Genomic DNA, 26,084 nt, shown 5'->3' on the forward strand with positions numbered 1-26,084 from the left:
GTAGTCCGGCAGAAGGAGAGAGAAAATTACTTGCTCACTACTTTTTCTTTGGCCGGGTTGTGCTTCGGGCCTTCGTAGGAGTTGGCATCTTTTTCCTGCACCTGGGGAGCTTCGGCCACAATGGCTTCGGTGGCGTAAATGTGCTCCATGTCAATCATCACGTCGTCGCCGTCCACGTTCAGGTCCTTGAGCACGCCGTCGGCAATGTCGTACACGAGGCCGTGCAGGCGGGGCGGGTTGGCGGTGCGCATGGCGTTCTGGATGATGTTGGTTTTGGCTAGGTTGCGCACCTGCTCAATCACGTTCAGCTCCACCAGGCGGCGGGCCCGCTGGTTATCGTCCCTGATGCGCAGGTACTCGGCTTCGTGCAGCCGGATTACGTCGCGAATGTTCACCAGCCAGTTGTCAATCAGGCCATACTGCTTGTTGGCCGCTGCGGCCGCCACGCCGCCGCAGCCGTAGTGGCCCACCACCAGGATGTCCTGCACGCCCAGCACTTCCACGGCGTATTGCAGCACGCTCAGCATGTTCATGTCGGCCGGCACCACCAGGTTGGCAATGTTGCGGTGCACGAACATCTCGCCCGGGCCCGTGCCCGTGATGCCCGAAGCTGGCACCCGCGAGTCGGAGCAGCCAATGAACAGGTACTTCGGCTTCTGGCCATCGGCCAGGGTTTTGAAGAAATTGGGGTCGGCCGCGTTGCGGTCCGACACCCATTTTTTATTGTTTTCGAGAATTTTGCTGATGCCAGCCATAACGTGAAAAGGTAAGTTGGTGGCCTTTCCCGCTGTTCGAAACAGCCGGAGAGGCAATGTACGCCATAGGCAAACTTGGCTGTCGGCCACGGTCTGAGGACGGCTAAGGTAGCGCCTGGCCGACGGACGCCCCCATTGCGGCGCCGGGGGCGGCGCGCTTAATGGGCCCCGACTTCGACCCGCCGGATGCCCCGCAGCTCCAGGTCGATGCCCCGCGCCGGGGCCGCCTGCCGGAAGGCCTCAATGGCTTCGAGCACGTCGTGGTCGATGACATCGGAGCGGGTGCCGTCGAGGATGACGCGGCTGCCGGTGGGCAGCTGTTCCAGCGTGGTCACGATGCTGGCTTTGTTGAGAAAGGAAACGTGCTCGGGCAGGCGCAGGTGCTGCCGCACGTCGTTGCTTTCGGCCTGGTCTTCGGAGTCGTCGCGGCGCAGGTAGGAACCGGCCTTGGCATTGTCCCGCAGAATAAAGAAAAAGCCCAGCACCAGCCCGATGCTCACGCCCTTCAGCAAATCGGTGAAGAGCACGGCCACGATGGTGATGATGAAGGGCACAAACTGCTCGCGCCCCAGCCGCCACTGCTTGCGGTAGAGGGCGGGCGTGGTGAGCTTGTACCCCACCAGCAGCAGCACCGACGCCAGCGCCGACAGCGGAATCAGGTTCAGCACCGCGCCCAGAAACAGCAGGCTCGTGAGCAGCAGCAGGCCGTGGATGAAGGCCGAAAGCTTGCTCTGCGCGCCCGCTGCGATGTTGGCCGAGGAACGCACGATAACCGCCGTGAGCGGCAGGCCGCCCAGCAGGCCGCTCACCAGGTTGCCGGCGCCCTGGGCCAGCAGCTCGCGGTTGGTGGGCGTGTGGCGCTTTTGTGGGTCGAGGTTATCCACGGCCTCCACGCTGAGCAGCGTTTCGAGCGAGGCCACGATGGCAATGGTGAAAGCCACGCCGTAAGTAGCCGGGCGGCTCAGGGCGCTAAAATCGGGAAACGTCATTTCGCTGGCCAGCTGGCCGAGCGAGCTCAGCACCGGCAGCTTCACCAGGTGCTCGGGACGCACCTGCAGGTCGGGGGCGACGGTTTTCAGCAGCTGATTGATGGCCACCGAAGCCAGCACGGCAATCAGCGCGCCCGGCACCAGCCGCGACCACGGCTGCCGCCGCACCGGGGCCGTGTTCCACAGCAACAGAATAACCAGCGACACCACGCCCACCAGCACCGAGCCGGGGCTCAGCCCCTTCATGGCCGCGCCAATGGCCGAAAACGTGTTCAGGCCGTTGAACTGCAGAAAGTTCATGTCCTCAAAATAGTCGGCATCGGCCCCGAAGAAGTGCGGCAGCTGCTTCAGAATGAGGATGATGCCAATAGCCGCCAGCATGCCGCGAATAACCGCCGCCGGAAAATACAGCGCGATGATGCCGGCCCGCGCCAGCCCCAGACCAATCTGGATAACGCCGGCCACGGCCGTAGCCGCCAGCACGGCCGGCCACGACCCCAATGTCGAAATAGCCGACAGCACCACCACCGTAAGCCCCGCCGCCGGCCCGCTCACGCTCACCGCCGAGCCGCTGAGCAAGCTCACCAGCACCCCGCCCACGATGCCCGCAATCACGCCCGCCAGCAGCGGCGCGCCCGAGGCCAGCGAAATGCCCAAGCACAGCGGCAGCGCCACCAGAAACACCACCAGCCCCGCCGGCGCATCCTGCCCGATGGTGCTGAACAGCGAGGCGCGGGGCCGGGGCTCAGAAGACGGCGCAGGGGCCACAATGGGCGCACCCGTGCGGGCCGGAGTGGAGATAACCTGCGTCATAAGACTTGTATCGGAAGGGTCCGCCGGAGTTGGGAGGGAATTCGGAATACAAGGGTACAACGGGGTTATTAACGTCGAATTAAAGGCGAATTAAAACCGAATTAAAAGGGCGGGCCTGCTTTTAATCCGCGCAGCGGCGCAGCTTAGCCCGCCGGCCATTCCAGCCACACCTGGGTGCCGTGGCCGGGCTCGCTCTCCACGCGCACGGTGCCGCCGTGCAGCGCCATGATGCGCGCCGTCAGCGGCAGCCCGATGCCGTGCCCCGGCACGGCCCGCGCCGAAGCCGCCCGGAAAAACGGCACGAACACCTGCTGCAAATCAGCTTCCGTGAGGCCGGGGCCCTCATCAGCCACCAGCAGCGACAGCTGCTGGCGGCTGCGCGCCAGCGTGGCCGTGACGGTGCCGCCGCTATCCTTCGAAAACTTGCAGGCATTGTCCAGCACGTTGAGCACGGCCGAGAGCAGCAGCGCCTCGTTGCCGCGCACGGTGAAGGATTCCGCGTCGCCAAAATCCAAATCGACGCGGCAGGTGGGGTGACGGTGCAGCAGCAGCTCGTGGGCCTGCAGCAGCAGCTCGTCGAGGCGCACCGTCGTCATGGGCACCTGCGAGGGGTCGTCGGAAGCGCGGGCAATCTGCAGCAGGCCGTTGGTGAGGCTGGTCAGCTGCCGGGCCGAATCGAGGGTGCGCTGCAGCACGCGGCGGTACTCGGCGGTGGGTCGCTCGGCTTGCAGCAGCGCCACTTCCAGCTCGCCGATGAGGGCCGTGAGCGGCGTGCGCAGCTCGTGCGAAGCATCGCGCACAAACGTGCGCTGGCCCACGAAAGCCGCCTCCAAGCGGTCAAGCAGGCGGTTGAAGCGCTGCGTGAGCAGGCCGATTTCGTCGGTGGTTTCGCCGCTGCGGGTCAGGCGCTGGCTCAGGTCGGTGGCCGTGATGCCGTCCACCTCGCGCACCATGCGGCGCAGCGGGCGCAGGGCCTGCCCGGCAAAAAACCAGCTGCCCGCGCCCGCCGCCACCACCGCCACCAGCAGCCCCAGCGCCAGCAACTGCCGAAGCCCGCGCAGCTGCTGGCGGCTGTCCTCGTCAATGGAAGAAGCCACCACCACCAGCGGCCCCAGCAGGGCATCGTGATAGAGCAGGCCCACGGTTTCGTGGTAGTTGGTTTCGGGCTCCAGCACGGCGCGGCCGGCGCGGCGCACCTCGGCCAGCCAGGCCGGTGGCGCGGGCTTGGCCGCCCCCTGCCCTTCCCGAAACACCAGCCGGTTCTGGGCATCATACACCCGCCCCTGCTCGGCGGGCAGCGTGCGGTAGAGCTGGCGCAGGTACTGGCGGTAGGAAGCTTCTTCGCCGGCATTCTCCCGCTCGTTCTGGCCCGCCACGTAGGCGTGCCCCACCACCAGCGTGCGCTTAAACAGGCTCTGGGTGAACAGCTCGCGCCGCGACTGCTGCGTGGCGAAGTAGATAACCAGCGCAAACAGCAGCAGCGTCACGGCCAGGATAGACCCGAACTGCAGCGCCAGGCGAAGACGGATGGACAAGTGCTTGATGTGGAAATGTGAGAATTAAAGAAGGTGCAGGATGTAGAAATGAGAGATAATTAGGACGGATTTCAAAAATGCATTTAATGCGGTAATTCATGCCAACCCTTGCTATAAGGCTAATTTTCACCTTTCCCACATCACAGCACTTTCTGCCCATTCAATCACCCCTCATTCTTCATCACATAGCCCATGCCCACCAGCGTGTGTATCAGCTTGGGCTCAAATCCCTTATCCACCTTTTTCCGCAGAAAGTTGATGTACACGTCAATCACATTCGAGCCGGTATCGAAGCTCATGTCCCAGACGTGCTCCAGCAAATCGGCCCGCGACACCACGCGGCCCTGGTTGCGCAGCAGGTACTCCAGCAGCGCAAACTCGCGGGCGGTGAGCTGAATGACCTGGCCGGCCCGCTCCACGCGCTTGGCCGAAGGGTCGAGGGTGAGGTCGGCGAGGCGCAGGGGGGCTTTGGGGGCGGGCGCTTCGGTGCGGCGGCGAACGAGGGCGCGCAGGCGGGCCAGCAGCTCATCGAAGGCGAAGGGCTTGACGAGGTAGTCGTCGGCCCCGGCGTCGAGGCCCCGGATTTTGTCGTCGGTTTCGCCCAGCGCCGTGAGCATGAGGATGGGCACGCCGGGGTCGTGGGCGCGCACCTGCCGGCACACGTCCAGGCCGCTGAGGCCGGGCAGCATCTGGTCCAGAATCAGGCAGTCGTAGTGCGTGGATTGGGCGTGGCGCAGGCCCAGCAGGCCATCGGCCGCCAGGTCCACGGCGTAGCCCTGCTCGGTGAGGCCCTGGTGCAAAAACGCCGCTACCGAGGGCTCGTCTTCAACTAAAAGGATTTTCATGGGGCCGGAAGGTAGTACCGCCGGCCCGAAAATGCCATCGCCCTTTCGTCCGACGGGCTTGTCAGGCAAGAAAGCGGCAGGCATTCACCCGCGCAAAAAGCCTAGCGGATGGCCACGCTGCCCGCCGCTGCATGCACGGGCCGGCCAGCCGGCACGCTGGTTTCGGCGGGCTCTTTTTCCAGCTCGTTTGCCCCCAGCGGGGCCGCCTGCCAGCGGATGCCCACCAGCAGCATGCCGAACAGCAAGGAAGCCAGGTAAAAACGGAAATAGCGTTGAAAATTCTTAAGCATGACGTATCGGGGGCAACCAGCGGCGAGCAGCTGGTGGCGCTGGCCTTTTTTCACTACAAAATTACCTTTTGCCAAGACCAGCACCGCACAATCTGGCTTAATCCAAGGCTGCACAGGACGAATCCGGCTATTTTCTCGCCGGACGAAGCTGGTATTGCCCAGTTGCTCATCCCGTTGGCTGGCAGTGCCTACCCGCAGGCAAAGCGCCTGAAGCACCAGCGTTGTATTTCTAAGAATACAACCATTGATTGCCGGCTTTTTCTGCTTGCCCGAAAATTGTCGCGCAGCTGTCGCCTCTGGTGTTCAAGCTGATAAACAAGGAGTAAAACCGAATAGGTTGTGCTTACCCAATTGGGGGGCTGTTCTAAATTATGTCCTACCCATAACGCGCGGCAAAATCTACCCGTACCCCTGGAACACGTTATTCTCACCTCAGCCTACTTCCTCATGAGCCAACGATTTATTCAGGAGCCGCTGGGCGCGCCCGTGGCCACGCTGGCCCCCACGCAGCCCGTCACGCTCCACATCAACGGCCAGGCCCACACCCTCCGGATTGCGCCCTGGACCACCCTGCTCGACGCCCTGCGGGAGTACCTCGACCTGACCGGCACCAAGAAAGGCTGCGACCACGGCCAGTGCGGGGCCTGCACCGTCCTCGTCGATGGCAAGCGCATCAACTCCTGCCTTTCGCTGGCCGTGATGCACGAAGACTCGCACATCCAGACCATCGAAGGCCTCGGCACCGAAGACCAGCTCAGCCCGCTGCAGCAGGCGTTTATCGACCACGACGCCTTTCAGTGCGGCTACTGCACGCCGGGCCAGATTTGCTCGGCTCAGGGCCTCATCAACGAAGGCAAGGCCAAAACCGAAGCCGAAGTGCGCGAGCTGATGAGCGGCAACCTCTGCCGCTGCGGCGCCTACAGCAACATCCTGAGCGCCGTGATGGAAGTTATTAATAATGAAGAATTAGGAATGAAGAATGAGGAATGGGCGGCAGGAGCCACCAAACCTGATTTGGCACCGGTTGAACCGCCGAAGAAATAATTCTTCATTCTTCATTCCTCATTCTTCATTCAATTAAGATGAACAGTTTCACTTTCACACAAGCCACCGCCGTGGCGGGCGCCGTGCAGGACAAAGCCGCGCACCCGCACGCGGCCTACATCGGCGGCGGCACCAACCTGATTGACCTGATGAAGGAAAACGTGGCCCGCCCCACGCACCTCATCGGCCTCAAAAAGCTGGGCCTCGACACCATCGAAGCCACGCCCGATGGCGGCCTGCGCCTCGGTGCCCTCGCCACCAACGCCGACACTGCCTGGCACCCCGAGGTAGAAAAGCGCTACCCGCTGCTGAACCAGGCCATTCTGGCCGGGGCCAGCCCGCAGCTGCGCAACATGGCCACCGACGGCGGTAACCTGATGCAGCGCACCCGCTGCTACTATTTCTACGACCTCGCCACGCCCTGCAACAAGCGCGAGCCCGGCTCCGGCTGCTCGGCCATCGGCGGCTACAACCGCGTGTGCGGCATCCTGGGAACCAGCGACCAATGCATCGCCACCCACCCCTCCGATATGTGCGTGGCCCTGGCCGCCCTCGACACCACCGTGCGCGTGAGCGGCCCCAACGGCGAGCGCACCATCAAGTTTGAGGACTTCCACCGCCTGCCCGGCGACCATCCAGAGCGCGACAACACCCTGGAACCCGGCGAACTAATCACCGGCCTCGACCTGCCCGCTAAGGGCTTCGAGAAAAACTTCAGCTACCTGAAGCTGCGTGACCGCACCAGCTACGCCTTCGCGCTGGTGAGCGTGGCGGCGGCGCTGGAGCTCGAAGGCACCCTCATCAAGGATGCCCGCCTGGCGCTGGGTGGCGTGGCCCACAAGCCCTGGCGCGACAAAGAGGCCGAGGCCATGCTCGTCGGCCAGCGCGCCACGGCCGACACCTTCCGCCGCGTGGCGGCCAAGGTGCTCGAAAACGCCAAAGGCTACGGCGCCAACACGTTTAAGATTGAGCTGGCCAAGCGCGCCATTGTGCGCGCCCTCAAACAAGCTACCGAAATGAATCAGGTGCTGGACACCAACGCCTTTCAGAACTCAAATCCGTGAGTTGGGCTAAGGCGAACGAGATAGAGACGCGACACCTCGCGTCTCTTCATTGAACGACCTGCCTAAAATGAAATGCATTTCAGATGGCCCGGACGCCGAGACGCTAAGTGTCGCGTCTCTACCTCGTTCGCCAATCCCAAATCCGCCTAATATTATGACGCATCAAACCGACTACATCGGCAAACCCACCAACCGCGTCGATGGCCCGGCCAAGGTGGCCGGCACGGCCAAGTACGCTGCCGAATTCAGCGTGCCCAACCTGCTCTACGGCTACGTGGTGAGCAGCCCGATTGCCAAGGGCAAAATCACGAAAATCGATAGCGCCCCGGTGCTGGCTTTGCCCGGCGTACAGCAGATTTTCACCCACGAAAACGTGCCCTCGCTGGCCTTTCTCGACCGTAGCTACAAGGACGACGTGGCCCCCGGCGGCTCGCCGTTCCGCCCGCTGCACGACGCCGAAATCAAGTACAGCCTGCAGCCCGTGGCGCTGGTGGTGGCCGATTCCTTTGAGCTGGCGCGCTACGCCGCGTCCATCCTGCATATTGAGTATGAGGAGGAGGCCCACGAAACCGAGCTGGCCAAGCACATCGACGACGCCTACGAGCCTGGCCGGGGCAAAACCGGCTACAAGCCGCCGAAGTCGCGTGGCAACTTTGGCAAGGGCTGGAAGCAGGGTGTGGCCCACATGGAAGCCAATTATTCGCACCACGCCCAGCACCACAACCCCATGGAGATGTTCGCCACCACGGTGGAATGGCTCGGGGATAAGAAGCTGAATGTGTACGACAAAACGCAGGGCGTTTTCAACAGCCAGCAGTACATCAGCAAGATTTTCGGGCTGAGCAAGGACGAGGCCCGGGTGATTTCGAAGTATACCGGCGGCGGCTTCGGCTCCGGCCTGCGGCCCCAGTACCAGCTGTTTCTGGCCGTCATGGCCTCGCTGCAGTTGGAGCGCTCGGTGCGCGTGTCGCTCACCCGCGAGCAGATGTTCAGCTTCGGCCACCGGCCCGAAACCCTGCAGCACGTAGCCCTGGCTACGGCCGAGGACGGCTCGCTCACCGGCATCAACCACTTTGCCGTGGCCGAAACCTCGCAGTTCGAGGATTTCACCGAAAACGTGGTGGGCTGGAGCGGCACGCTCTACGACTGCAAAAACGTGGAATTGGGCTACCGCCTCAGCAAGCTCGACGTGTTTTCGCCGCTCGATATGCGGGCGCCCGGCGCGGCTTCGGGCTCCATCGCGCTGGAAATTGCAATGGATGAAATGGCCTACGCCGCCGGCCTCGACCCGCTCGAATTCCGCATCCGCAATTACTCCGATTTCGACCAGGCCCAGAACCTCCCCTACTCCAGCAAGGCCCTGCGCAAGTGCTACGCCGAGGGCGCGGCCAAATTTGGTTGGGAAAAGCGCACCGCCAAACCCGGCTCGATGCGCGATGGCAAGATGCTGGTCGGCTGGGGCATGGGCGGCGGCATTTGGGACGCTTCCAAAATGCCCGCCGTAGTAAAAGCCAGCCTCGACGCCGACGGCCACCTAACCGTGAGCAGCGGCACCAACGAAATTGGCACCGGTACCTACACCATCATGACGCAGATTGCGGCCGAAAGCATGGGCCTGCCCATCGAAGCCGTCACCTTCGTGCTGGGCGATACCACGCTGCCCGAGTCGCCCCTGCAAGGCGGCTCCTGGACGGCCGCCTCGGTCGGCAACTCAGTAGTAGAAGCTTGCACCAAGCTCCGCGAAGCCCTGCTGAAACAGGCCCAGAAAATGGACCACCCGGCCTTCAAGGACGCCAAAATCGACGACGTGCAGTTTGCCAACGGCCAGCTGCGCCTGCGCTCCGACGAAACCAAGGCCGTGGTACTGCGCGACCTTGTGCAAGCCAGCGGCGAGCCCAAAATCGAAGCCGAGAACTCCACGGTGCTGGCCAAGCTGGAAATGCTGAAGCCGCCGAAATACTCCATGCACGCCCACAACGCCGTGTTTGTGGAAGTGAAAGTGGACCCCGACCTGATGACCGTGCACGTCACCCGCGTGGTGAATGCCGTGGCCGCCGGCCGCATCATCAACCCCAAAACGGCTCGCAGCCAGGTCCTTGGCTCGGTCGTCTGGGGCATCAGCTCGGCGCTGATGGAGGAATCGGTGATGGACCACCGCTTTGGCCGCTACATGAACCACAACTACGCCGAATACCACGTCCCCGTGAACGCCGACATCCACGACATCGACGTGATTTTCGTGAGCGAGGAAGACGACAAAGTCAACCCCCTCGGCATCAAAGGCTTGGGCGAAGTGGGCCTGCTGGGCGTAGCCGCCGCCGTGACCAACGCCATCTACCACGCTACCGGCAAGCGCGTCCGCGACCTGCCCGTGACGATTGACAAGCTGCTGTAGAAACTCCGGCGGTTGGTGCCGCTGAAGTGACAAGGAAACGCCCCGCAACTGGTTGGTTGCGGGGCGTTTTTGCGTCTAAAACAACCTGACTAAAGCTTGCTTTTATCGTTTCAGAATAGCAGGATTGTCTCTTACAAAATCTATGTATTTCGATTGCCATTCCTCAATCGAAATAACAGTTTCTTCATTCAAATCATCAAAGAAAATCCAGCGTTGGCACTTCCTTTTAAGAATCTCAAGTGCAGTGATATCTTCAGAAGTAATTTCATCATTCCCATATCGCCGTGGGCCATTCTCTAACGCATCCCACAAAACATATTCTAGCCCATCTAGCCACATAGCTCTCCAACAACGCTCTGATATACAGCTCATCGTGTAGGCGAGCAACCACTCGTCTTCTGGCGTTTCCGGTAGCATTGTTAGGCTTTCACTTTTACTACTTTGCCCTTTTCAGACACTACCACATAAGAATTGGCTTGGCGCTTTTTGACCAGCAGCCGCTCAATGGCCAGTTTGCCGCCTTGCAGCACCTTTTCCTTAATTTCGGTCTGTGTCATTACTATCCGTTTTTTCTTATAGCTCTTGCAAAGTCAAACCCTTCCAAATAAGCAATTTTCCATTTGCCGCTTTCCTTAACCGCCCTGAATCTGTAAGCAAAGTTTTTCCAACTTGGGTCTGTATTCAATTCAAGCTTTCCCCACTTCCAATCCGCTTCTGCTTTGCTGTTATTCAAGCTGACAATATCAACTCTTATGAACTCCCAAGGGTTTGGTTTGTCGAATGGAACGTCTTGGCACTCACACCAAGGGTTGGTATTGGTTGCGAAACCAAATGCCGGCAAGTCGCCAACTAACAATTTTCCGTACCTACAGCCTTAATTCCTTTATCAAGAGTTAAAACAATCTTATTGTAATTATCAATAAACTCTGTCGAGAAAAAACCAGTCGCTTTTATCTTGTCAATGTTTTTCTTGTGCTGGTTAGCATCAAGCCCGACAATGACCTTGTTTTTACGGTCAGTGATGACAGGAAACAAATTAATTTGGGCTGACTCTGCCCACACAAGAGATTGCCTGACAATATTTTTAATTCTCTCTTTATCAGATGGATATCTGACGATTTTACTAGTCGAGTATTGTATTCCTAATGCTCTAGGCTGCGCACTAACTTTGCTACAACCGAAAATCAAAAGCACAGATAGTACAGCTGTCAATTTCATGTCTTTCATTGGATGGTGGATGTTGGCAAAAATATAGATAGATAGACAATTAATTAATAATTTCTGCGTTTGAATCCGTTCTAAGCTTCTCCAGCTTCTCGCGCCACACTTGAAGTTCTTCTGGTGTTATTCTCACCCAATCCGTCACTTCGCCAACAATTTTCAAGGGTGCCTGACTACGATACGAGCGGGTTGGGTTGCCAGGAAATTTCTTATCCGTAACGTTAGGGTCATTTTCAAAGCTTCCCGTCGGCTCAACAATGTAAACCCGTTCGTGACCGTCGCCTTTGGCCAAGGCCGCTGCAAGCCCCGCCCCATTCGCCAATGCGGTGAAGTAGATATGATTCATAATGACTTCAGGGTGGTAATTCGAGTTAAACCCCGCTGTCAGCAATTCGCCAATCTGCAAGTCCACTCTCGTCCCGTGGTAAAAAGGGCCGTTATCCAGAACGTCAGGCACATTAGATTCGATGGTTTCGTTTTTCATGTGATGCTGTGTTTTGAGAGTTTGTCACTGAATAATTTTCCTGCTTCAACCCCTTAACGCCACCGAATTTTCTCCCCCGCCTTCCCCGCGCGCAACCGGGCGGGCACGCTGGCCAGAATCAACTCCCGCAAAGCGGTGAGCAACGTCGTTCGCACGAAGCCGTGATGCACCACCAGGCTCACCTCGCGCACCGGGGTTGGGGCCACGAAGCGCTTGAGGAGCGGGTTGGTATCGACTTCGTCCAGCACGGCCAGCTCGGGCACCAACGTGTAGCCGTGGTGGTGGCGCACCAGCTCTTTCAAAGTTTCGATGGAGCCGCTTTCGTAGGCCACCGCGCCGGTGGAAGCGGTTCGACCGCACAGGTTCAGGACCTGGTTGCGGAAGCAGTGGCCCTCCTGCATCAGCCACAGGCCGGGCCTGGCCAGGTCGGCCGGGGTCACGGTGTTGCGGGCAGCCAGCGGGTGGTCTTCGGAGGCGAGTAGTAGGAAAGGCTCGTCCAGCAGGGGCAACTCGTGCAGCAGCCGGTCGTCGAGCGGCGTGACCAGCAGCCCCACATCCAGCCGGTAGTCCTTGAGCCGCAGCATGATTTCTTCCGAGCGCAGTTCCTCGATGTGGACGCGCAAATTAGGGTAGGCCGTGCTGAGGCCCACCAGGAAGCGCGGCACTAGGTACGGGGCCAGCGTGGAGATGACGCCCAGGCGCAGCTCGCCCACCACTTCGCCTTTGGCCACCTGCACCAGCTCGCGCAGCTGCTGGGCTTCGTGCAGCACGCGCCGGGCCTGGGCAATGACCTGGGCCCCGACGGCCGTGGGCTCGGCCCCGCGCTGGGTGCGGTCGAACAGCAGCACGCCCAGCTCCTCTTCCAGCTTCTGCACCTGCACGCTCAGCGCGGGCTGGCTCACGAAGCTTTTTTCGGCGGCCAAGCCGAATTGGCGGTGCGTATCCAGGGCCACGAGGTAGCCGAGTTGTTGAAGATTCATGGCGGATGAGCAGCGCGCTACGCATAGGTTTTGGTTATAAAGTTATAAACAAAATCGATTTTGATTATGCAATTACACCAAGTAGCTTTGTGCAAAGCTGCTACCCACTGTCCTGCTTTAGCCGCTCAAAACGGCTTCCTAGGCAAGTCCGCAACCTTTTTTAATTCATCCGGCCACTTATACGGCCGACCACCAAAACCACTTTCAACGATGAGCGCCAACCTGCACGACCTCCCCGCAGACAACTCCATCCTCCACGACCTGAACGCGGACGCCGCCCAGTGCCCCTTCCTCAACGGCGCGGTGAAGCAGACGGCCGGTGGCGGCCGCACCAACCGCGAGTGGTGGCCCAACATGCTGAAGCTGAGCATCCTGCGCCAACACTCGCCCTTGACCGACCCGATGGACAAGGATTTCAACTACGCCGAGGAATTCAAGAAGCTGGACCTGAATGCCGTGAAGCGGGACCTGTTCGAGCTGATGACCAACTCGCAAGACTGGTGGCCAGCCGACTACGGCCACTACGGCCCCTTCTTCATCCGGATGGCCTGGCACAGCGCCGGCACCTACCGCATTGCCGACGGCCGCGGCGGCGCGGGCGCAGGCATGCAGCGCTTCGCCCCCCTCAACAGCTGGCCCGACAACGCCAACCTCGACAAAGCCCGCCTGCTGCTGTGGCCCATCAAGCAGAAATACGGCAAGCAGATTTCCTGGGCCGACCTCATGATTCTGACCGGCAATTGCGCCCTAGAGTCGATGGGCCTGAAGCCCTTCGGCTTCGCCGGCGGCCGCGCCGACGTGTGGGAGCCGCAGGAAGACGTGTACTGGGGCCCCGAAACCGAGTGGCTCGGCGACAAGCGCTACGTGGACGACCGGCAGTTGGAAAACCCGCTGGCCGCCGTGCAAATGGGCCTCATCTACGTGAACCCCGAAGGCCCGGACGGTGAGCCCATCCCCGAGCGCTCGGCCCGCGACATCCGCGAAACCTTCGGCCGCATGGCCATGAACGACGAAGAAACCGTGGCCCTGATTGCCGGCGGCCACACCTTCGGCAAAACCCACGGCGCGGCCGACCCCGCCAAATTCGTGGCCCGCGAGCCCGCCGGCGCGCCTCTCGAAGAGCTGGGCCAGGGCTGGCGCAACAGCTTCGGCAAAGGCCACTCCGAGCACACCATCACCAGCGGCCTCGAAGGCGCCTGGACCCGGACACCCGCCAAGTGGAGCAACGACTACTTCGACAACCTGTTCGGTTTCGAGTGGGAACTGACCAAGAGCCCCGCCGGCGCGCACCAGTGGCGCCCCGTGAACGGCGGCGGTGCCGGCACCATCCCCGATGCCCACGACCCGGCCGTGAAGCACGCCCCCTTCATGCTGACCTCGGACATCGCCCTGCGCGCCGACCCGGCGTATGAGGCCATTTCGCGCCGCTTCCACGAAAACCCCGACCAGTTTGCCGACGCCTTCGCCCGCGCCTGGTTCAAGCTGACGCACCGCGACATGGGCCCCAAGGAGCGCTACCTCGGCCCCGAAGTGCCCACCGAAGAGCTGCTCTGGCAAGACCCCATCCCGGCCGTTACCTACCAAGTGATTGACGACCAGGACGTAGCCGCGCTGAAAGGCAAAATTGCCGCCGCCGGCCTCACGGTGCCGCAGTTGGTGTCTACCGCCTGGGCTTCGGCCTCTACTTACCGCGGCTCCGACAAGCGCGGCGGCACCAACGGCGGCCGCCTCCGCCTGGCCCCGCAGCGCTACTGGGAAGTGAACAATCCCGCCCAGCTCTCCACCATCCTGAACAAGCTCGGTGGCATTCAGCAGGAGTTCAATGCGGCCCAGACCGGCGGCAAGCAGGTTTCGATGGCCGACCTCATCGTGCTGGCCGGCGTGGTCGGTATCGAGCAGGCCGCCAAAAATGCCGGCCACGACGTGACGGTGCCCTTCACCCCCGGCCGCGCCGATGCCTCGCAGGAGCAAACCGACGTGGTATCGTTCCAGGCCCTGGAGCCGGCCGCCGATGGCTTCCGCAACTACCTCAAAACGCATCACCGCGCCGCCGCCGAGGAGCTGCTGATTGACAAAGCCCAGCTCCTGACCCTGACCGCTCCGGAGATGACCGTGCTGTTCGGTGGCCTGCGCGCCATCAACATCAACTTCGACAGTTCGAACAACGGCGTGTTCACCACCCAGGCCGGCGCGCTCACCAACGACTACTTCCTGAACCTGCTCGACCTGAACACCACTTGGGCCAGCACCTCGGACGCCCAAAACCTCTTCAACGGCCGCGACCGCAAAACCGGCCAGACGAAGTGGACCGGCACCCGCGTCGACCTGATTTTCGGCTCGAACTCCGAGCTGCGCGCCCTGGCCGAAGTGTACGCCTTCGGCGACTCGCAGGAGAAGTTCGTGAAGGACTTCGTGGCCGTGTGGGCCAAGGTGATGAACCTCGGCCGCTTCGACCTGGCCAAGTCGTAATGCCACCCGCCAGCGCTTCCACTCCGTAAGGTGCGGCAGTAGCTGAAGCCTCAAAAGAAACGCCCCGTAACGAATTCGTTGCGGGGCGTTTCTTTTTGTATCACAATGAGAAACTCACGACACTAACTAATTATAAGTGAGCCATTCCAAGCGCGATTAATGAATCAATCGTAAGTGTCATCATCAGTTACCGGGGAAATTTCCCAATCCCAATGTTGCAATATCTTCTCCTCAAACTTGTCATTTTTTTCATTGTACCGATGAGCATGTGGCACAGGGAAAGAGAATGTTTTTTCTTGAAAACCGTGTTTTTGCAAAAGGGCGGTTTGTCGCTCTAAATCCCCATAGCAGAAAATAACATTATGCTGGTCATAAATTATTAGTCCGGAATTATCAGCAGCCCCAATCCAAATATGATGCCTTCCATCAGTCTCAAAGAATTCTTTGTATTCATTCAGAAAAATCCTTACACCAGATATGCTTTCAATCAGATTTGACTGATACCTTCCCTGTTCGTGCCCTTGTCGTGGAACTACCAACACATAAAGAATATAATATGGTGGATTCAAATTTTCACAAAGGCTCAACATAAGGTCGATTTGATTTGAATCTGCCCCAATTTTCAGCCTGCTATATCTAGGATAAATTTCGATTTCATAGATTTTACCATATTCGTTATCAACGAAAGTATTATCATCTAGCATTTTGGTGAATTTGTGCCCACTCTCCCAGTTGTTAGCTTGTGAGGCAAAATTTCTCCCAATCTCTTGAGCTTTTGGCAAATCGAATTCTTCCATGCTATTCTTTATTAACTAATTTTTTAGAATTATTATTAAACCACCGTCAATTTCAAACGCTTGCCAAATCCCTCCCACACAGTCCGCATGAGCGTGGAGAGGCGAATGTCGCTGGCGTTGTTTTCGATGCGGGAGATGTAGGTTTTTGTCGTGCCGCATTTGGCGGCCAGTTATGATGAAGCAACTGGTATCCGAAATAATGGTTCTAGGCATTCGCTACATCACTAGCTAAATCAGATGTCGGTGAATTGAATAGGGATACGCCATAACTGCCCAGCAATTCGGCAAAAGCTCGCTTCGTCAAACCCGCTACTTCTGCCGCTTGACCCAGAGAAAGCTTGCCTTGCTCATAAAGTCGGGTTGAGACAATCATGGCGATGTCTCGATTATCCAAATCAAGCGCATCTGGTATGCTAAGGGTGAGTGTTTTCATGATTCATAGGTAAAAAAGCAACTCAAGTTGCGGAGCACTGTGAGAGCCAAGTCGATAATTGCCTGCTTACTTATCGTCATGGCTATGCGGGCTGGATGAATTAAAGGTAACAGGAAAGGCTTCGTTTTCTTCACCAGCTAAAAAGCCGCGGCAAACTCCTTCGCGAAATCCTCCAGCTTCATCCGGCCCAGGTGGGGCCGGTGCTGCGCATAGTCTTCGCCCAGGGTGCCGTTGCCAATGCTGGCGTAGATGTCCACAATTTCGGCGGCCCGGTTGGCTGGCACACCGGCCCGCACCAGGTTTTCCTGCATTTGCTCGTTGGTGAGGGCCACCCATTGCAAATCGGGCCGGCCGATGGCAGCGCCGAGGACGTGCGCTACTTCATCGGCGGTGCGTTCGTCGCTGGCCACGTAGCGAACGTGCCGGCCCAGCGCGACGGGCGTGGTCAGCTCATGGGCGGCGGCGCGGGCAATATCCAGCGCGTGCACGAAGGCCACCCGGGTGTGGCCGGCGTAGTTGACGCCGATAATGCCGGCCGCTTTTATCATGCCGGCAAAGCTGAACATGTTGGAGTAGAATGACGTGGGCCGCAGATGCGTCAGGGCAACGCCGGGCACCTGGGCCAGAATTTCCTCCACGTCGTGCGTGCCGAGAATACCGCCGGTGCCCTCCAAGCGGTGCGCGCCCCAGCTGCTGAGCTGCACCACCCGCCGCACGCCCGACTCGCCGACGGCCCGGGCGTAGCTGCGGCCGATTTGCTGGTGGTAGGCCCGCGAATCGGACGCGCCGAAGCTGGGCGGCACCATCAGGTACACGGCATCGGCGCCGGTGAAAGCGGTGGCCAGAAAAGCCGCGTCATCCACGGAGCCGATGGCGGCGGTGGCGCCCAGCGCTTCTATTGCGGCCCGTTTGTCCGGGTGGCGGCTGATGACGGTTACGGCGTGGCCGTTCTGCACCAGCTCGGTGGCCAGTGGCTTGCTGATGTTCCCGAGGGAACCGGTGAGGATGATTTTCATGCCACAAAGCTCCGGCCGGGCAGTTGGCAGCAGAAGGGCGAAAGGGCGGAAAAACTGGGCCGAAGTGCGGGAAGCGCACAACCGTCAATTACCGCCCGAGAACTTACAGCCGCTGCCGGTAAGCCGCTGGCGAAACGCCCGTGTTGTTCCTGAAAAACCGGCCAAAGGTGGACTGGTCGGCGAAATGGAGCGTGTCGGCTACCTGGGCCACGGTCAGGGCGGGGTTTTGCAGCAGCACCTGCGCTTCGAGCAGTACGGCTTCGGCCAGCCACTCCACGGCGCGCTTGCCGGTGGCTTCCTTCACGGTTTCGGCGAGGTGCTTGGGGGTAATGCACAGCTTATCGGCGTAAAAAGCCAGGCTGCGCTCGGTGGCGTAGTGGCTGTTGACCAGCTTCTTAAACCCGGCCGCAATGAGCTGGCCGCGCGTTTGCGCTGCATTCGCAGAAACGTACTGCTCACTGTAAATGGGCGCGGTTTCGTGGAGCAGAACCTGGATGAGGCTGCGCAGAATCTCCTCGCGGTAGGCATGGGGGGCGGCGTATCGCTGCCCGATGCTGCGCAGCAAGTCCTCCAGGCCATCGGCCTGGGCGGGCGTGAGCGGGAAAACGTGCCGGGCGTCGCGGTCGAAAAAAGCAAAGGAATCCAGGTGCAGGCTGCTGCCGGCGGCCATAAACTCCGGGGTAAAAAAGATGCTCAGCGAATCGAAGCCGGGCTCCATTGCCGGCCACTGCTTCACGACGTAGGGCGACAAAACCATGAGCGAGCGAGGGCCGATGTCGTAGGTTTCCAGGTTGACTTTCAGGGTGGCGTGGCCGCGCAGGCCGAGGCCGATTTTGTAGTAGTTGCTCCGGTACGGCAGGCTGATGGGCAGCCGGGACGGCGCCGAATGAGGCCCCAGGAAAAACACCGCCGCCGGTTGCTCGGCAGCGTCGGTGAGGGCGTTTAGCTGATACACGGGAATGGCGGCGCTCATAGCCGGCAATATTACAAGCCGCTGGCCAACGGCTGGCTCCCGGCCAAAACCGCTTTCGCCAGTGCGCGGTTCTGCTACAACCCCGCCTCGCCGCCGGGCGTATTGCCTACACCAGCCCGACCCCGCCTTATGACTGAACTCCAACGCCTCCTCCTCGCCTACGACCAGCACCGCGCCGCCCGGCGCCCCTGCGCCCTGGCCACGGTGGTCGAGGTCATCGGCTCGGCCTACCGCCGCCCCGGGGCCCGCATGCTCGTCACCGAAGACGGCGAGCTGACCGGGGCCATCAGCGGGGGCTGCCTGGAGGGCGATGCCCGCCAGCGGGCCCGGCGGGCCATTTTCCGGGGCGAGCCGGCGCTGGTGACGTACGACACCCGCGACGAAGACGACCCCCGCCACGGCCTCGGGCCCGGCTGCCAGGGCGTGGTCCGCATCCTGCTGGAGCCGCTGGATTTCGCCGCCCCCGACAACCCCATGGAGCTGCTGCGCGACTTTGCCCGGCACCCCGAGCCGGCCGTGCTGGCCACCGTTTTCGCCACCGATGCGCGCGGAATGAAGGCGGTTGTGGGCCAGCGCCTGCTGCTCTCGGCTGCCGGCACGCTGCGGGGCACGCCCCTGCTGGCCGCGCCGCTGGCCGAGGCCGCCCGCGCCACGCTGGCCCAGGGCCTTTCGCAGATACTGGACATTGAAACCGATGCCGGCCCGGTGCGGGCGCTGCTCGAAGTGCTGCTGCCGCCCCTGCGGCTGGTGGTGTACGGCGCCGGCAACGACGCCCAGCCGCTGGTGCGCCTGGCGGCTTCGCTCGGCTGGCACATTGCGGTGGTGGACGGGCGGCCCAACCTGGCCACGGCGGCCCGCTTTCCGGAGGCGGCCGAAGTACGGATTGTGCCCGTGCGCGAGCTGGCCGCGCAGGTGCCCGATGCGGGCGCGTACCACGTGCTGCTCAGCCACAACTATGCCTACGATTTGGCCGCCCTGCAAGCGCTGCTGCCCACCGATGCGCCCTACATTGGCCTGCTGGGGCCGGGCAACAAGGCCCGCCGGCTGCTGGCCGAGCCGGAGCTGCGCTTATCGGCGGCCGAGGCCGCGGCTGTGCTGCAAAGCCGGCTGAGCAGCCCCATCGGGCTGGATTTGGGCAGCGAAACCCCGGAAGAAATTGCGCTGGCCATCGTGGCCGAGGTTCAGGCCCGGCGCCACCGGCGCAACGGCCGGCCCCTGCGCGAACGCGCCGGGGCAGTGCACGCTGCCCTGGCGGCGGTTTCGGTGGTAGCCTAGCGGGCAGCCGATGCTGGTTTTACCGCATGAAAAAGGCCTCCTTTTGCAAGGAGGCCTTTTTGGAGCTTAAGCCTGCGTCTTTTTGGGACGGCCGGGCTTTTTGGCCGGAGCGCCATCGGCGGTGGCCTGGGCAGCGCGGGGCTGGCGGGGCTTGCGGGTGCGCGGGGCGGCCACGTATTCGTCGGCCAGCACGGCCTCTACCTCGCCCAGGGCGGCTTGCAGGGCCGTCAGCGTGGTGGTCACCTTTTTCAGGGCGCGTTTCAGGTCGGCTTTTACCGCGTCGGCTTGCTGCGCCGTTTCCACGACCTTCTGGAATTCATCAAAGTTCAGGGCCATAAAGCAAAATGGAGGTTAATATGGCCAAATATAGCGTATAGCGCTAGTATTAAGCTTTGATTAGGAATATTTCGGGTACGCTGGGCCGGGCAATGCCCGGGCTGCCCGGGCCGCAAACGGCGGGGGCAGCCGGTGGGCTGCGGCCAATGTCAGGTAATCGTAAATTAATGTCGGAGCGGCTTGGAATTATGGCCGGCGTGTTGCTTTTTTAGGCCGTGGACACCAGCTGCTGGCTAAGCTGAGAAAACACCAGAGCCATCAAAAGAAGCCCCGGCCGCCCTGGTCGGGGCTTTTTCATGGCTGGCCGGGTGGGGTGGGGCACGCGGCCCCGGCCCGGTTTGGGGGCGGGTGGCGAAGAGCCCCGGCTGGCGGAGGGGCGGCGCGGTGGTGCTGGGTGCGGTGCGGAGGCGCACAGGAGGCCGGCCGTGGCCTGGCGGCCGAAAAAAGCCACGGCCGCGCAATTTCAAAACCGCGTTATTTGCTGCACCGTTGCCCTTTGGCACCACAGCCCATGCCCACCAACGCCTACCGCAACCCCCTCACCGAAATCCTGTTTGAGCAGGCCCCGGGCTTTGTGGGCCTCTACGACCTGGCGGTGGGCTGGTTCACGCACGTCAACCCGGCGGGCTACCGGCTGCTGGGCTACCCCTCGGCGCAGGCCCTCTACGACGACCCCGCCCGCACCCTGCGTGCCCGGCAGCTGCCGCCCGGCGCGTGGGCCCGGCTGCGCGAGCAGGTGCAGCGCGACGGCCGGCAGGAGTTGGAGGTGGAAATGCAGCGGCAGTCGGGCGAAGCGTTCTGGGCCCAGCTGGAGCTCACCAGCCTGGAGCTGGACGGCCGCGCCTACCTGCTGGTGCGCCTCACCGACACCGAGCGCCTGCGCGCTGCCGAGCGCCGCCTGGCCCAGAGCGTGGGCCGCTTCGAGGCCGTGTTTGCCCACGCCACCATCGGCATCATCGTGTGCAACCGGCGGGGCGAGATTGTGCTGGCCAACGAGCAGGCCCACCACCAGTTTGGCTACCCGGCCGAGGCGCTGCTGCACCAGGGCATTGAGGCGCTGGTGCCGGCGGCCGTGAGCGGCCACCACGAGCGCCTGCGGGAGTCCTTCAACGCCCATCCGCAGGTGCGAAGCATGGGCCGCAACCGCGACCTGCTGGCCCGGCGGCAGGACGGCTCCGAGTTTCCGGTGGAGGTCAGCCTCAGCCACTTCAACCTTGACGATGAGCTGTTTGTGGTGGCGTACATCATCGACATCACCTTTAAGAAAAACGCCGAGCGCGAGCTGCGCACCCAGAACCAGCGCGTGGAAAGCCTCAACGCCGAGCTGGAGCAGAAGGTGGCCGACCGCACCCACGCCCTGGAAGCCACCCTGGCCCAGCTGGAGCTGCGCACCCGCGAGCTGACCCAGGCCCTGGCCGCCGAGCAGGAGCTGGGCGAGCTGAAATCGCGCTTCGTGAGCATGGCCTCGCACGAGTTTCGGACGCCCCTGACGGCCGTGCTTACGTCGGCCACGCTTATTGAGAAATATGCTGCCGCCGAGCAGCAGGACAAGCGCCTGCGCCACCTGGAGCGCATCCGCACCTCGGTGAAGCACCTGACCGATATTCTGGAGGAGTTCCTGTCGGTGGGGCGCATTGAGGAAGGGCGGGTGCAGGCCCAGGCCAGCCGCGTGGAGCTGCCCGTGCTGCTGCGCGAAGCCACCACCGAAGTGCAGGGCCTGCGCAAGCCCGGCCAGCGCATCGAAACGCAGCTGGAAGTGGCCGGGCCGCTGTGGCTGGATGCCTCGCTGCTGCGCAAGGTACTGGTGAACCTGCTGAGCAACGCCCTGAAATACTCGGGTGAGAACAGCACCGTGACGGTGCGCGCCACGGCGGCCACCCGCCAGCTCACGCTCAGCGTGCAGGACCACGGCATCGGGATTTCGGCCGAAGACCAGGAGCACCTGTTCGAGCGGTTTTTCCGGGCCCGCAATGCCACCAACCTGCCCGGTACCGGCCTGGGGCTCTACATCATAGCCCGGTATCTGGACCTGCTGGGCGGCCGCATCAGCCTGCGCAGCGAGCTGAACGTGGGCACCACCGTCACCCTGACCATTCCCTATGAAAACCATCCTATTGATTGAAGACAGCGACATCATCCGCGAAAACACGGCCGAGATTCTGGAGCTGGCGGGCTACGCGGTGCTGACGGCCGAGAACGGGAAAACCGGGGTGGCCAAAGCCCTCGAAACCCGGCCCGATTTGGTGGTGTGCGACATCATGATGCCGGTGCTGGATGGCTACGGCGTGCTCCACATCTTCGGCCAGAACCCGCGCCTGGCCGGCGTGCCGTTCATCTTCCTCACCGCCAAAACCGAGCGCGCCGACCTGCGCCGGGGCATGGAGCTGGGCGCCGACGACTACATCACCAAGCCTTTTGAGGAAACCGAGCTGCTGAGCGCCATTGCCAGCCGCCTGGCCCGCGTGCGCCAGCTGCGCCCCGGCTATGACCTGCAACAGCCCGAAGCCCTGGGCGAATTTCTCAGCGATGCCCAGGCCGTGGCCCACCTCGAAGGCCTCACCGCCGACCGCCGGCCGCACCAGCTGCGCAAAAAGCAGGAGCTCTACGCCGAGGGCGACGAGCCCACGCGGCTGTACTTCGTGCAGGCCGGCCGGGTGAAAACCGTGCGCCGCAACCCCGGCGGCAAGGAGCTGATAACCGGCGTGTACGGCCCCGGCGAATTCCTGGGCTACCTGCCGCTGCTGGAGCAAAAGCCCCACGCCGACACCGCCGTGGTGGTGGACGAAGCCACGGTGCGATACATTCCGAAGGAGGATTTCACCCAGTTGCTGCACCGGCACCCGGCCGTGGGCCAGCAGTTTGTGCGCCTGCTGGCCGGCCGCGTGAATGAGCGGGAGCAGCAGCTGCTGGGCATGGCCTACGGCTCGCTGCGCCGCCGCGTGGCCGATACGCTGCTGCGCCTGCACGAGCAGGCCGGCGGCAGCCCCGAAGCCTTTATTCAGCTCTCGCGCGAGGATTTGGCGGCCATCATCGGCACCGCGCCGGAGTCGCTGATTCGGACGCTGACCGAGTTTCGGCAGGACGGGCTGATTGAGCAGACGGCGGCCGGCATCCAGCTTTTGCAACCCGAAAAGCTACGCCGGGCGCACTGGTAGCGCCGGGGCGGCCGGCCGCTCCGGTCCGCCGGCGCAGCCGGCCGACCGGTTGTCGTTGCTACATCGGGCTTGCTAAAGCGAGCAAGCCGGACGGCTGCGCCACCGAACCGGAACCGCACGCTTGCCGCGGATACGTTTTCCTGCTGACGGCAACCGGTAGGAACAGGAGCAGCGCCGGCGCGGCCGGCGCGGCTCCTGTTCCTACCGCGAAAAGCTCAGCAGCGTGCGCGGCTGGCGCTTGTATTCGAAGCGGTGGGCCACTTCCTGGGCCACGGCTTTGGCCAGCTCGGCAATCGGACCGGTGAAATTGGCCTCCACGGCAGCCAGAAACAGCTGCCGCCAGCGCTGCAGGTGCTCGCCGGTGGCGGGCAGCGCCACGCTGTTGGGCAGGGGCCAGCCGTCCTGGCCGCCGGTGTTGAGCAGTACGCGCTTCCAGAAGGCGCGCATCGTGACCAGCGGCTGGGGCCAGTGAATCTGCGCATCGGCTTTGAAGAGCGGGCCGAGCAGCTCGTCGAGGCCCACTTTCTCGTAAAAGGTGTTGATGAGGACCGTGATGTCGGCCTCGGTACGGATATCGGGTAGCGCGTTAGTGGTCATAGCGGGGAGGGTTTATCGTGGTTGGCAAACTACGTGAACCGGAGAATTTTGGTCGGGCAGCAGGACAAAAATCCGGCCGCCCCCCCGCGCCGCCCCCTGACCGAAATCAGCCATTTGCCTGACGTTCATCAGCCCACCGACAGCGGGCCGGCGGGAGCTTTGTGTTTCTCACCTGCTGCGCCCTGCCGTGCCCCTTGCTCCTGCCCCCGCCGAAACCCTCGCCCACGTCGCCTGCGCCCACTGCGGCGACGCCTGCCCCGCCGCCCCCCTGCACCTCGGTGCGCGGCCGGAGCTGAGCTTCTGCTGCGCGGGCTGCCGGGCCGTGTACGAGCTGCTGGATGCCAGCAACCTCTGCACCTACTACCGCCTCGACGCGCAGGCCGGCCAGAAAGTGCAGACCGTGGAGCTGCCCGGCCGCTTCGACTACCTCGACTCGGAAGCCGTGCAGGCCCAGCTGCTGGCCTTCCGCTCCCCCACCCTGGCGCGGCTCACGCTCCAGATTCCGCAGATGCACTGCGCCTCGTGCATCTGGCTGCTCGAAAACCTGTTCAAGCTGAATCCCGGCATCTCGGCGTCGCGGGTCAATTTTCTGCGCAAGGAGCTGACCGTAAGCTACCAGCCCGAAATCACCTCGCTGAAAGAAGTGGTGACGCTGCTGGCCGCCATCAACTACGAGCCGCAGATTACGCTGGCCGAGCTGGGCGCGCAGCCGCACCACGGCCAGCGCACGCTGTACTACCAGCTGGGCGTGGCCGCGTTTGCCTTCGGCAACGTGATGCTGCTGGCGCTGCCGGACTATTTTTCCTTTGCCCAGCAGCTGCAAAGCACGTTTGGGCGCTTTTTTGGCTGGCTGAGCCTGCTGCTGGCCGTGCCGGTGCTGCTGGTGAGCGCGTGCGACTTCTACCGCTCGGCCGGGCAGGGCCTGCGGCAGCGCTACATCAACCTCGATTTCCCCATCAGCCTGGGGCTCACGGCGCTGTTTGTGACCAGCGTTTTTGAAGTCGTGACCCAGCGCGGGCCGGGCTATTTCGACTCGTTCACGGGGCTGGTGTTCTTCATGCTCATCGGCAAGTGGGTGCAGCAGCGCAGCTACGACGCCCTGCGCTTCGACCGCGACTTCACCTCCTACTTCCCGGTGGCCGTGACGCTGCTCACCCGAACCGGCGAGCAAACGGTATCGGTGAAGGAGCTGCGGCCCGGCCAGCGCATTCGGGTACGGCACCAGGAAATCATCCCGGCCGATGCCATTCTGCTGCGCGGCGCGGGCCAGATTGACTACAGCTTCGTGTCGGGCGAGAGCGCGCCGGTGGCCAAAGCGGCCGGCGAAATCATCTACGCCGGCGGCCGGCAGGTGGGCGCGGCCGTGGAGCTGGAAGTGGTGCGCGACGTGTCGCAGGGCTACCTCACCCAGCTCTGGAACAACCCGGTTTTTCAGAAGGAAACCCGCCCCACGCTCGAAACCTACGCCAACCAGGTGGGCCGCTACTTCGTGGCCCTCACGCTGCTGCTGGCACTGGGCGCGGTGGCGTATTGGTACCCAAGGAACCCGCAAATGGCGCTGCGCGCCTTCACCTCGGTGCTGGTCATTGCCTGCCCGTGTGCGCTGTCGCTGGCCACGCCGTTTGCGCTGGGCGCGGCGCTGCGGGTGCTGGGCCGCTGGAAGTGCTACCTGAAAAACTCCGCCGTGGTCGAAACCCTGGGCCGCGCCGACACGCTCGTGTTCGACAAAACCGGCACCCTCACCGATGCCGGCCGGGCGGCGGTGCAGTACGTGGGCGCAGCGCTCAGCCCCGGCCGGCAGCAGGCGGTGGCAGCGGTGGTGCGCCATTCCACGCACCCGCTCAGCCAGCGCCTGGCGGCGGAGCTACCGGCCAGCCCGGCAACGGTAGCCGGCTTTGCCGAAACGCCCGGCCAGGGCATCAGCGGGGTGGTAAATGGAATACTGGTGCGCGTTGGGGCGGCGGCTTTCGCCGGCGCCGCGCCTGAAGCTTCGGCGGCTGCGGAAGCCGCGCAGTCCCGGGTTTACATCAGCTTCGATGAAATAGCTGCCGGTCATTTCGTTTTCCGAAATGCCTACCGCAGTGGCCTGCGGGAGGTGCTGGCCGCCCTAGGCCCGCGCTACCGGCTGGCCGTGCTCTCAGGCGACAATCCCGCCGAGGCCGGCCGCCTGCGCGCACTGTTTGGCCCCGAAGCCGAGCTGCATTTCCACCAGACGCCGCAGCAGAAGCTCGATTACGTGGCAGCCCTGCAGGCCCGGGGCCGCACCGTGGTGATGGTGGGCGATGGCCTGAACGACGCCGGCGCGCTGCAGCAAGCCGCCGCCGGCATTGCCCTCGCCGATGCGCTCACCAACTTCTCCCCGGCCTGCGACGCCATTCTGGAAGCCGGCAGCCTGCCGCAGCTGCCCCGTGTGCTGGGGTTTGCGCGCGACTGCCTGCGCATTGTGCTGGCCACGTTCGCGCTGTCGTTTTGCTACAACGGCATTGGCCTCACGCTGGCCGTGCAGGGCCGGTTCACGCCCATTGTGTCGGCCATTCTCATGCCCGTCAGCTCGCTGAGCGTGATGGTATTTGCCACGCTGCTGGTGCGGCTGGCCGCCTGGCGGCGCGGGCTGTAAA

Annotated in this window: 27 protein-coding genes; 9 read left to right on the forward strand and 18 right to left on the reverse strand. The window is 62.5% G+C overall.

Translation table 11 applies throughout. The features are described from left to right. Positions 1–26: 26 nt before the first annotated feature. The 5 genes from ACYVHT_RS01285 to ACYVHT_RS01305 all read right to left on the reverse strand — a co-directional run bounded on the left by ACYVHT_RS01285 (position 27) and on the right by ACYVHT_RS01305 (position 5,227). Positions 27–755, reverse strand: coding sequence for a carbonic anhydrase (locus ACYVHT_RS01285; RefSeq protein WP_460547137.1), 729 nt, complete (start codon positions 753–755; stop codon positions 27–29). Positions 756–913: 158 nt separating this feature from the next. Then, a complete protein-coding gene (locus ACYVHT_RS01290; protein WP_460547139.1) occupies positions 914–2,557 on the reverse strand; it encodes a SulP family inorganic anion transporter in 1,644 nt (547 codons plus the stop codon). Between the two features lie 143 nt (positions 2,558–2,700). Further along, on the reverse strand, positions 2,701–4,092 hold the full coding sequence (locus ACYVHT_RS01295) for a sensor histidine kinase (protein ID WP_460547141.1): 1,392 nt from the start codon (positions 4,090–4,092) through the stop codon (positions 2,701–2,703). A 164-nt stretch (positions 4,093–4,256) separates the two neighbouring features. Beyond that, a complete protein-coding gene (locus tag ACYVHT_RS01300) occupies positions 4,257–4,937 on the reverse strand; it encodes a response regulator transcription factor (protein WP_460547143.1) in 681 nt (226 codons plus the stop codon). Positions 4,938–5,038: 101 nt separating this feature from the next. Then, positions 5,039–5,227 (reverse strand): hypothetical protein, encoded by a 189-nt coding sequence (locus tag ACYVHT_RS01305; protein ID WP_460547145.1) that lies wholly within the window; start codon positions 5,225–5,227, stop codon positions 5,039–5,041. Here ACYVHT_RS01305 and ACYVHT_RS01310 point away from each other — a divergent pair. From ACYVHT_RS01310 to ACYVHT_RS01325, 4 genes are all read left to right on the forward strand, one after another. Beyond that, positions 5,210–5,539: a hypothetical protein gene (locus ACYVHT_RS01310; RefSeq protein WP_460547147.1), complete on the forward strand. Its 330-nt coding sequence runs from the start codon at positions 5,210–5,212 to the stop codon at positions 5,537–5,539. The genes ACYVHT_RS01305 and ACYVHT_RS01310 overlap by 18 nt on opposite strands. Before the next feature lie 135 nt (positions 5,540–5,674). Then, positions 5,675–6,271 (forward strand): (2Fe-2S)-binding protein, encoded by a 597-nt coding sequence (locus ACYVHT_RS01315; protein WP_460547148.1) that lies wholly within the window; start codon positions 5,675–5,677, stop codon positions 6,269–6,271. Positions 6,272–6,309: 38 nt separating this feature from the next. Then, complete coding sequence (locus tag ACYVHT_RS01320; RefSeq protein ID WP_460547150.1) at positions 6,310–7,335, forward strand: FAD binding domain-containing protein; 1,026 nt, start codon at positions 6,310–6,312, stop codon at positions 7,333–7,335. Between the two features lie 154 nt (positions 7,336–7,489). Next, positions 7,490–9,730, forward strand: coding sequence for a xanthine dehydrogenase family protein molybdopterin-binding subunit (locus ACYVHT_RS01325; protein WP_460547152.1), 2,241 nt, complete (start codon positions 7,490–7,492; stop codon positions 9,728–9,730). A gap of 102 nt (positions 9,731–9,832) precedes the next feature. On the opposite strand, the gene ACYVHT_RS01330 is transcribed toward ACYVHT_RS01325, so the two are convergent. Genes ACYVHT_RS01330 through ACYVHT_RS01355 form a run of 6 tightly spaced genes read right to left on the reverse strand, consistent with a single transcriptional unit; the run spans position 9,833 to position 12,415 of the window. Continuing rightward, positions 9,833–10,147, reverse strand: a complete 315-nt coding sequence (locus tag ACYVHT_RS01330; protein WP_460547154.1) for a hypothetical protein — start codon at positions 10,145–10,147, stop codon at positions 9,833–9,835. Between the two features lie 2 nt (positions 10,148–10,149). Further along, positions 10,150–10,287: a hypothetical protein gene (locus ACYVHT_RS01335; RefSeq protein ID WP_460547156.1), complete on the reverse strand. Its 138-nt coding sequence runs from the start codon at positions 10,285–10,287 to the stop codon at positions 10,150–10,152. 2 nt (positions 10,288–10,289) lie between these two features. After that, positions 10,290–10,586, reverse strand: coding sequence for a hypothetical protein (locus ACYVHT_RS01340; protein WP_460547157.1), 297 nt, complete (start codon positions 10,584–10,586; stop codon positions 10,290–10,292). Then, positions 10,580–10,957: a hypothetical protein gene (locus ACYVHT_RS01345; RefSeq protein ID WP_460547158.1), complete on the reverse strand. Its 378-nt coding sequence runs from the start codon at positions 10,955–10,957 to the stop codon at positions 10,580–10,582. Before ACYVHT_RS01345 ends, ACYVHT_RS01340 begins: the two co-directional genes overlap by 7 nt. A 40-nt stretch (positions 10,958–10,997) precedes the next feature. Then, complete coding sequence (gene arr, locus ACYVHT_RS01350) at positions 10,998–11,435, reverse strand: NAD(+)--rifampin ADP-ribosyltransferase (RefSeq protein WP_460547160.1); 438 nt, start codon at positions 11,433–11,435, stop codon at positions 10,998–11,000. A 53-nt stretch (positions 11,436–11,488) separates the two neighbouring features. Further along, positions 11,489–12,415 (reverse strand): hydrogen peroxide-inducible genes activator, encoded by a 927-nt coding sequence (locus tag ACYVHT_RS01355; protein WP_460547162.1) that lies wholly within the window; start codon positions 12,413–12,415, stop codon positions 11,489–11,491. Between the two features lie 210 nt (positions 12,416–12,625). On the opposite strand from ACYVHT_RS01355, the gene katG reads away from it, so the two are divergent. After that, positions 12,626–14,884: a catalase/peroxidase gene (gene katG / locus ACYVHT_RS01360; RefSeq protein ID WP_460547164.1), complete on the forward strand. Its 2,259-nt coding sequence runs from the start codon at positions 12,626–12,628 to the stop codon at positions 14,882–14,884. A gap of 164 nt (positions 14,885–15,048) precedes the next feature. Here the strand turns inward: katG and ACYVHT_RS01365 are convergent, their stop codons facing one another. The 5 genes from ACYVHT_RS01365 to ACYVHT_RS01385 form a co-directional block, all read right to left on the reverse strand. After that, positions 15,049–15,681 carry a hypothetical protein gene (locus tag ACYVHT_RS01365; protein ID WP_460547167.1) on the reverse strand — a complete coding sequence of 211 codons (633 nt, stop codon included), beginning with the start codon at positions 15,679–15,681 and terminating at the stop codon, positions 15,049–15,051. Between the two features lie 35 nt (positions 15,682–15,716). Then, entirely contained in the window at positions 15,717–15,851 is a 135-nt protein-coding gene (locus ACYVHT_RS01370; RefSeq protein WP_460548053.1) for a helix-turn-helix domain-containing protein, read from the reverse strand. A gap of 35 nt (positions 15,852–15,886) precedes the next feature. Beyond that, the gene (locus ACYVHT_RS01375) at positions 15,887–16,114 is read right to left on the reverse strand and encodes a UPF0175 family protein (RefSeq protein WP_460547169.1); all 228 of its coding nucleotides are present in this window, start codon (positions 16,112–16,114) and stop codon (positions 15,887–15,889) included. A 137-nt stretch (positions 16,115–16,251) separates the two neighbouring features. Further along, entirely contained in the window at positions 16,252–17,130 is an 879-nt protein-coding gene (locus ACYVHT_RS01380; protein ID WP_460547171.1) for a Rossmann-fold NAD(P)-binding domain-containing protein, read from the reverse strand. Positions 17,131–17,233: 103 nt separating this feature from the next. After that, positions 17,234–18,103 (reverse strand): AraC family transcriptional regulator, encoded by an 870-nt coding sequence (locus ACYVHT_RS01385; RefSeq protein ID WP_460547173.1) that lies wholly within the window; start codon positions 18,101–18,103, stop codon positions 17,234–17,236. A 129-nt stretch (positions 18,104–18,232) separates the two neighbouring features. Here ACYVHT_RS01385 and ACYVHT_RS01390 point away from each other — a divergent pair, with 129 nt between their 5' ends. Then, positions 18,233–19,378: an XdhC family protein gene (locus ACYVHT_RS01390; RefSeq protein WP_460547175.1), complete on the forward strand. Its 1,146-nt coding sequence runs from the start codon at positions 18,233–18,235 to the stop codon at positions 19,376–19,378. A gap of 66 nt (positions 19,379–19,444) precedes the next feature. Here ACYVHT_RS01390 and ACYVHT_RS01395 read toward each other — a convergent pair whose 3' ends face one another. Then, positions 19,445–19,714, reverse strand: a complete 270-nt coding sequence (locus ACYVHT_RS01395; protein WP_460547178.1) for a hypothetical protein — start codon at positions 19,712–19,714, stop codon at positions 19,445–19,447. Positions 19,715–20,225: 511 nt separating this feature from the next. Between ACYVHT_RS01395 and ACYVHT_RS01400 the strand changes: the two genes are divergently transcribed. Together ACYVHT_RS01400 and ACYVHT_RS01405 are read left to right on the forward strand one after the other, a co-directional pair. Continuing rightward, positions 20,226–21,836 carry a sensor histidine kinase gene (locus ACYVHT_RS01400; RefSeq protein ID WP_460547180.1) on the forward strand — a complete coding sequence of 537 codons (1,611 nt, stop codon included), beginning with the start codon at positions 20,226–20,228 and terminating at the stop codon, positions 21,834–21,836. After that, the gene (locus ACYVHT_RS01405) at positions 21,814–22,869 is read left to right on the forward strand and encodes a response regulator (RefSeq protein WP_460547182.1); all 1,056 of its coding nucleotides are present in this window, start codon (positions 21,814–21,816) and stop codon (positions 22,867–22,869) included. The genes ACYVHT_RS01400 and ACYVHT_RS01405 overlap by 23 nt, the downstream gene beginning before the upstream one ends. Positions 22,870–23,070: 201 nt before the next feature. On the opposite strand, the gene ACYVHT_RS01410 is transcribed toward ACYVHT_RS01405, so the two are convergent. Beyond that, complete coding sequence (locus ACYVHT_RS01410; RefSeq protein ID WP_460547184.1) at positions 23,071–23,466, reverse strand: group III truncated hemoglobin; 396 nt, start codon at positions 23,464–23,466, stop codon at positions 23,071–23,073. Between the two features lie 187 nt (positions 23,467–23,653). Between ACYVHT_RS01410 and ACYVHT_RS01415 the strand changes: the two genes are divergently transcribed. After that, a complete protein-coding gene (locus tag ACYVHT_RS01415) occupies positions 23,654–26,083 on the forward strand; it encodes a heavy metal translocating P-type ATPase (RefSeq protein ID WP_460547186.1) in 2,430 nt (809 codons plus the stop codon). Position 26,084 lies beyond the last annotated feature (1 nt).

It is taken from the genome of Hymenobacter daeguensis, from assembly GCF_054780555.1.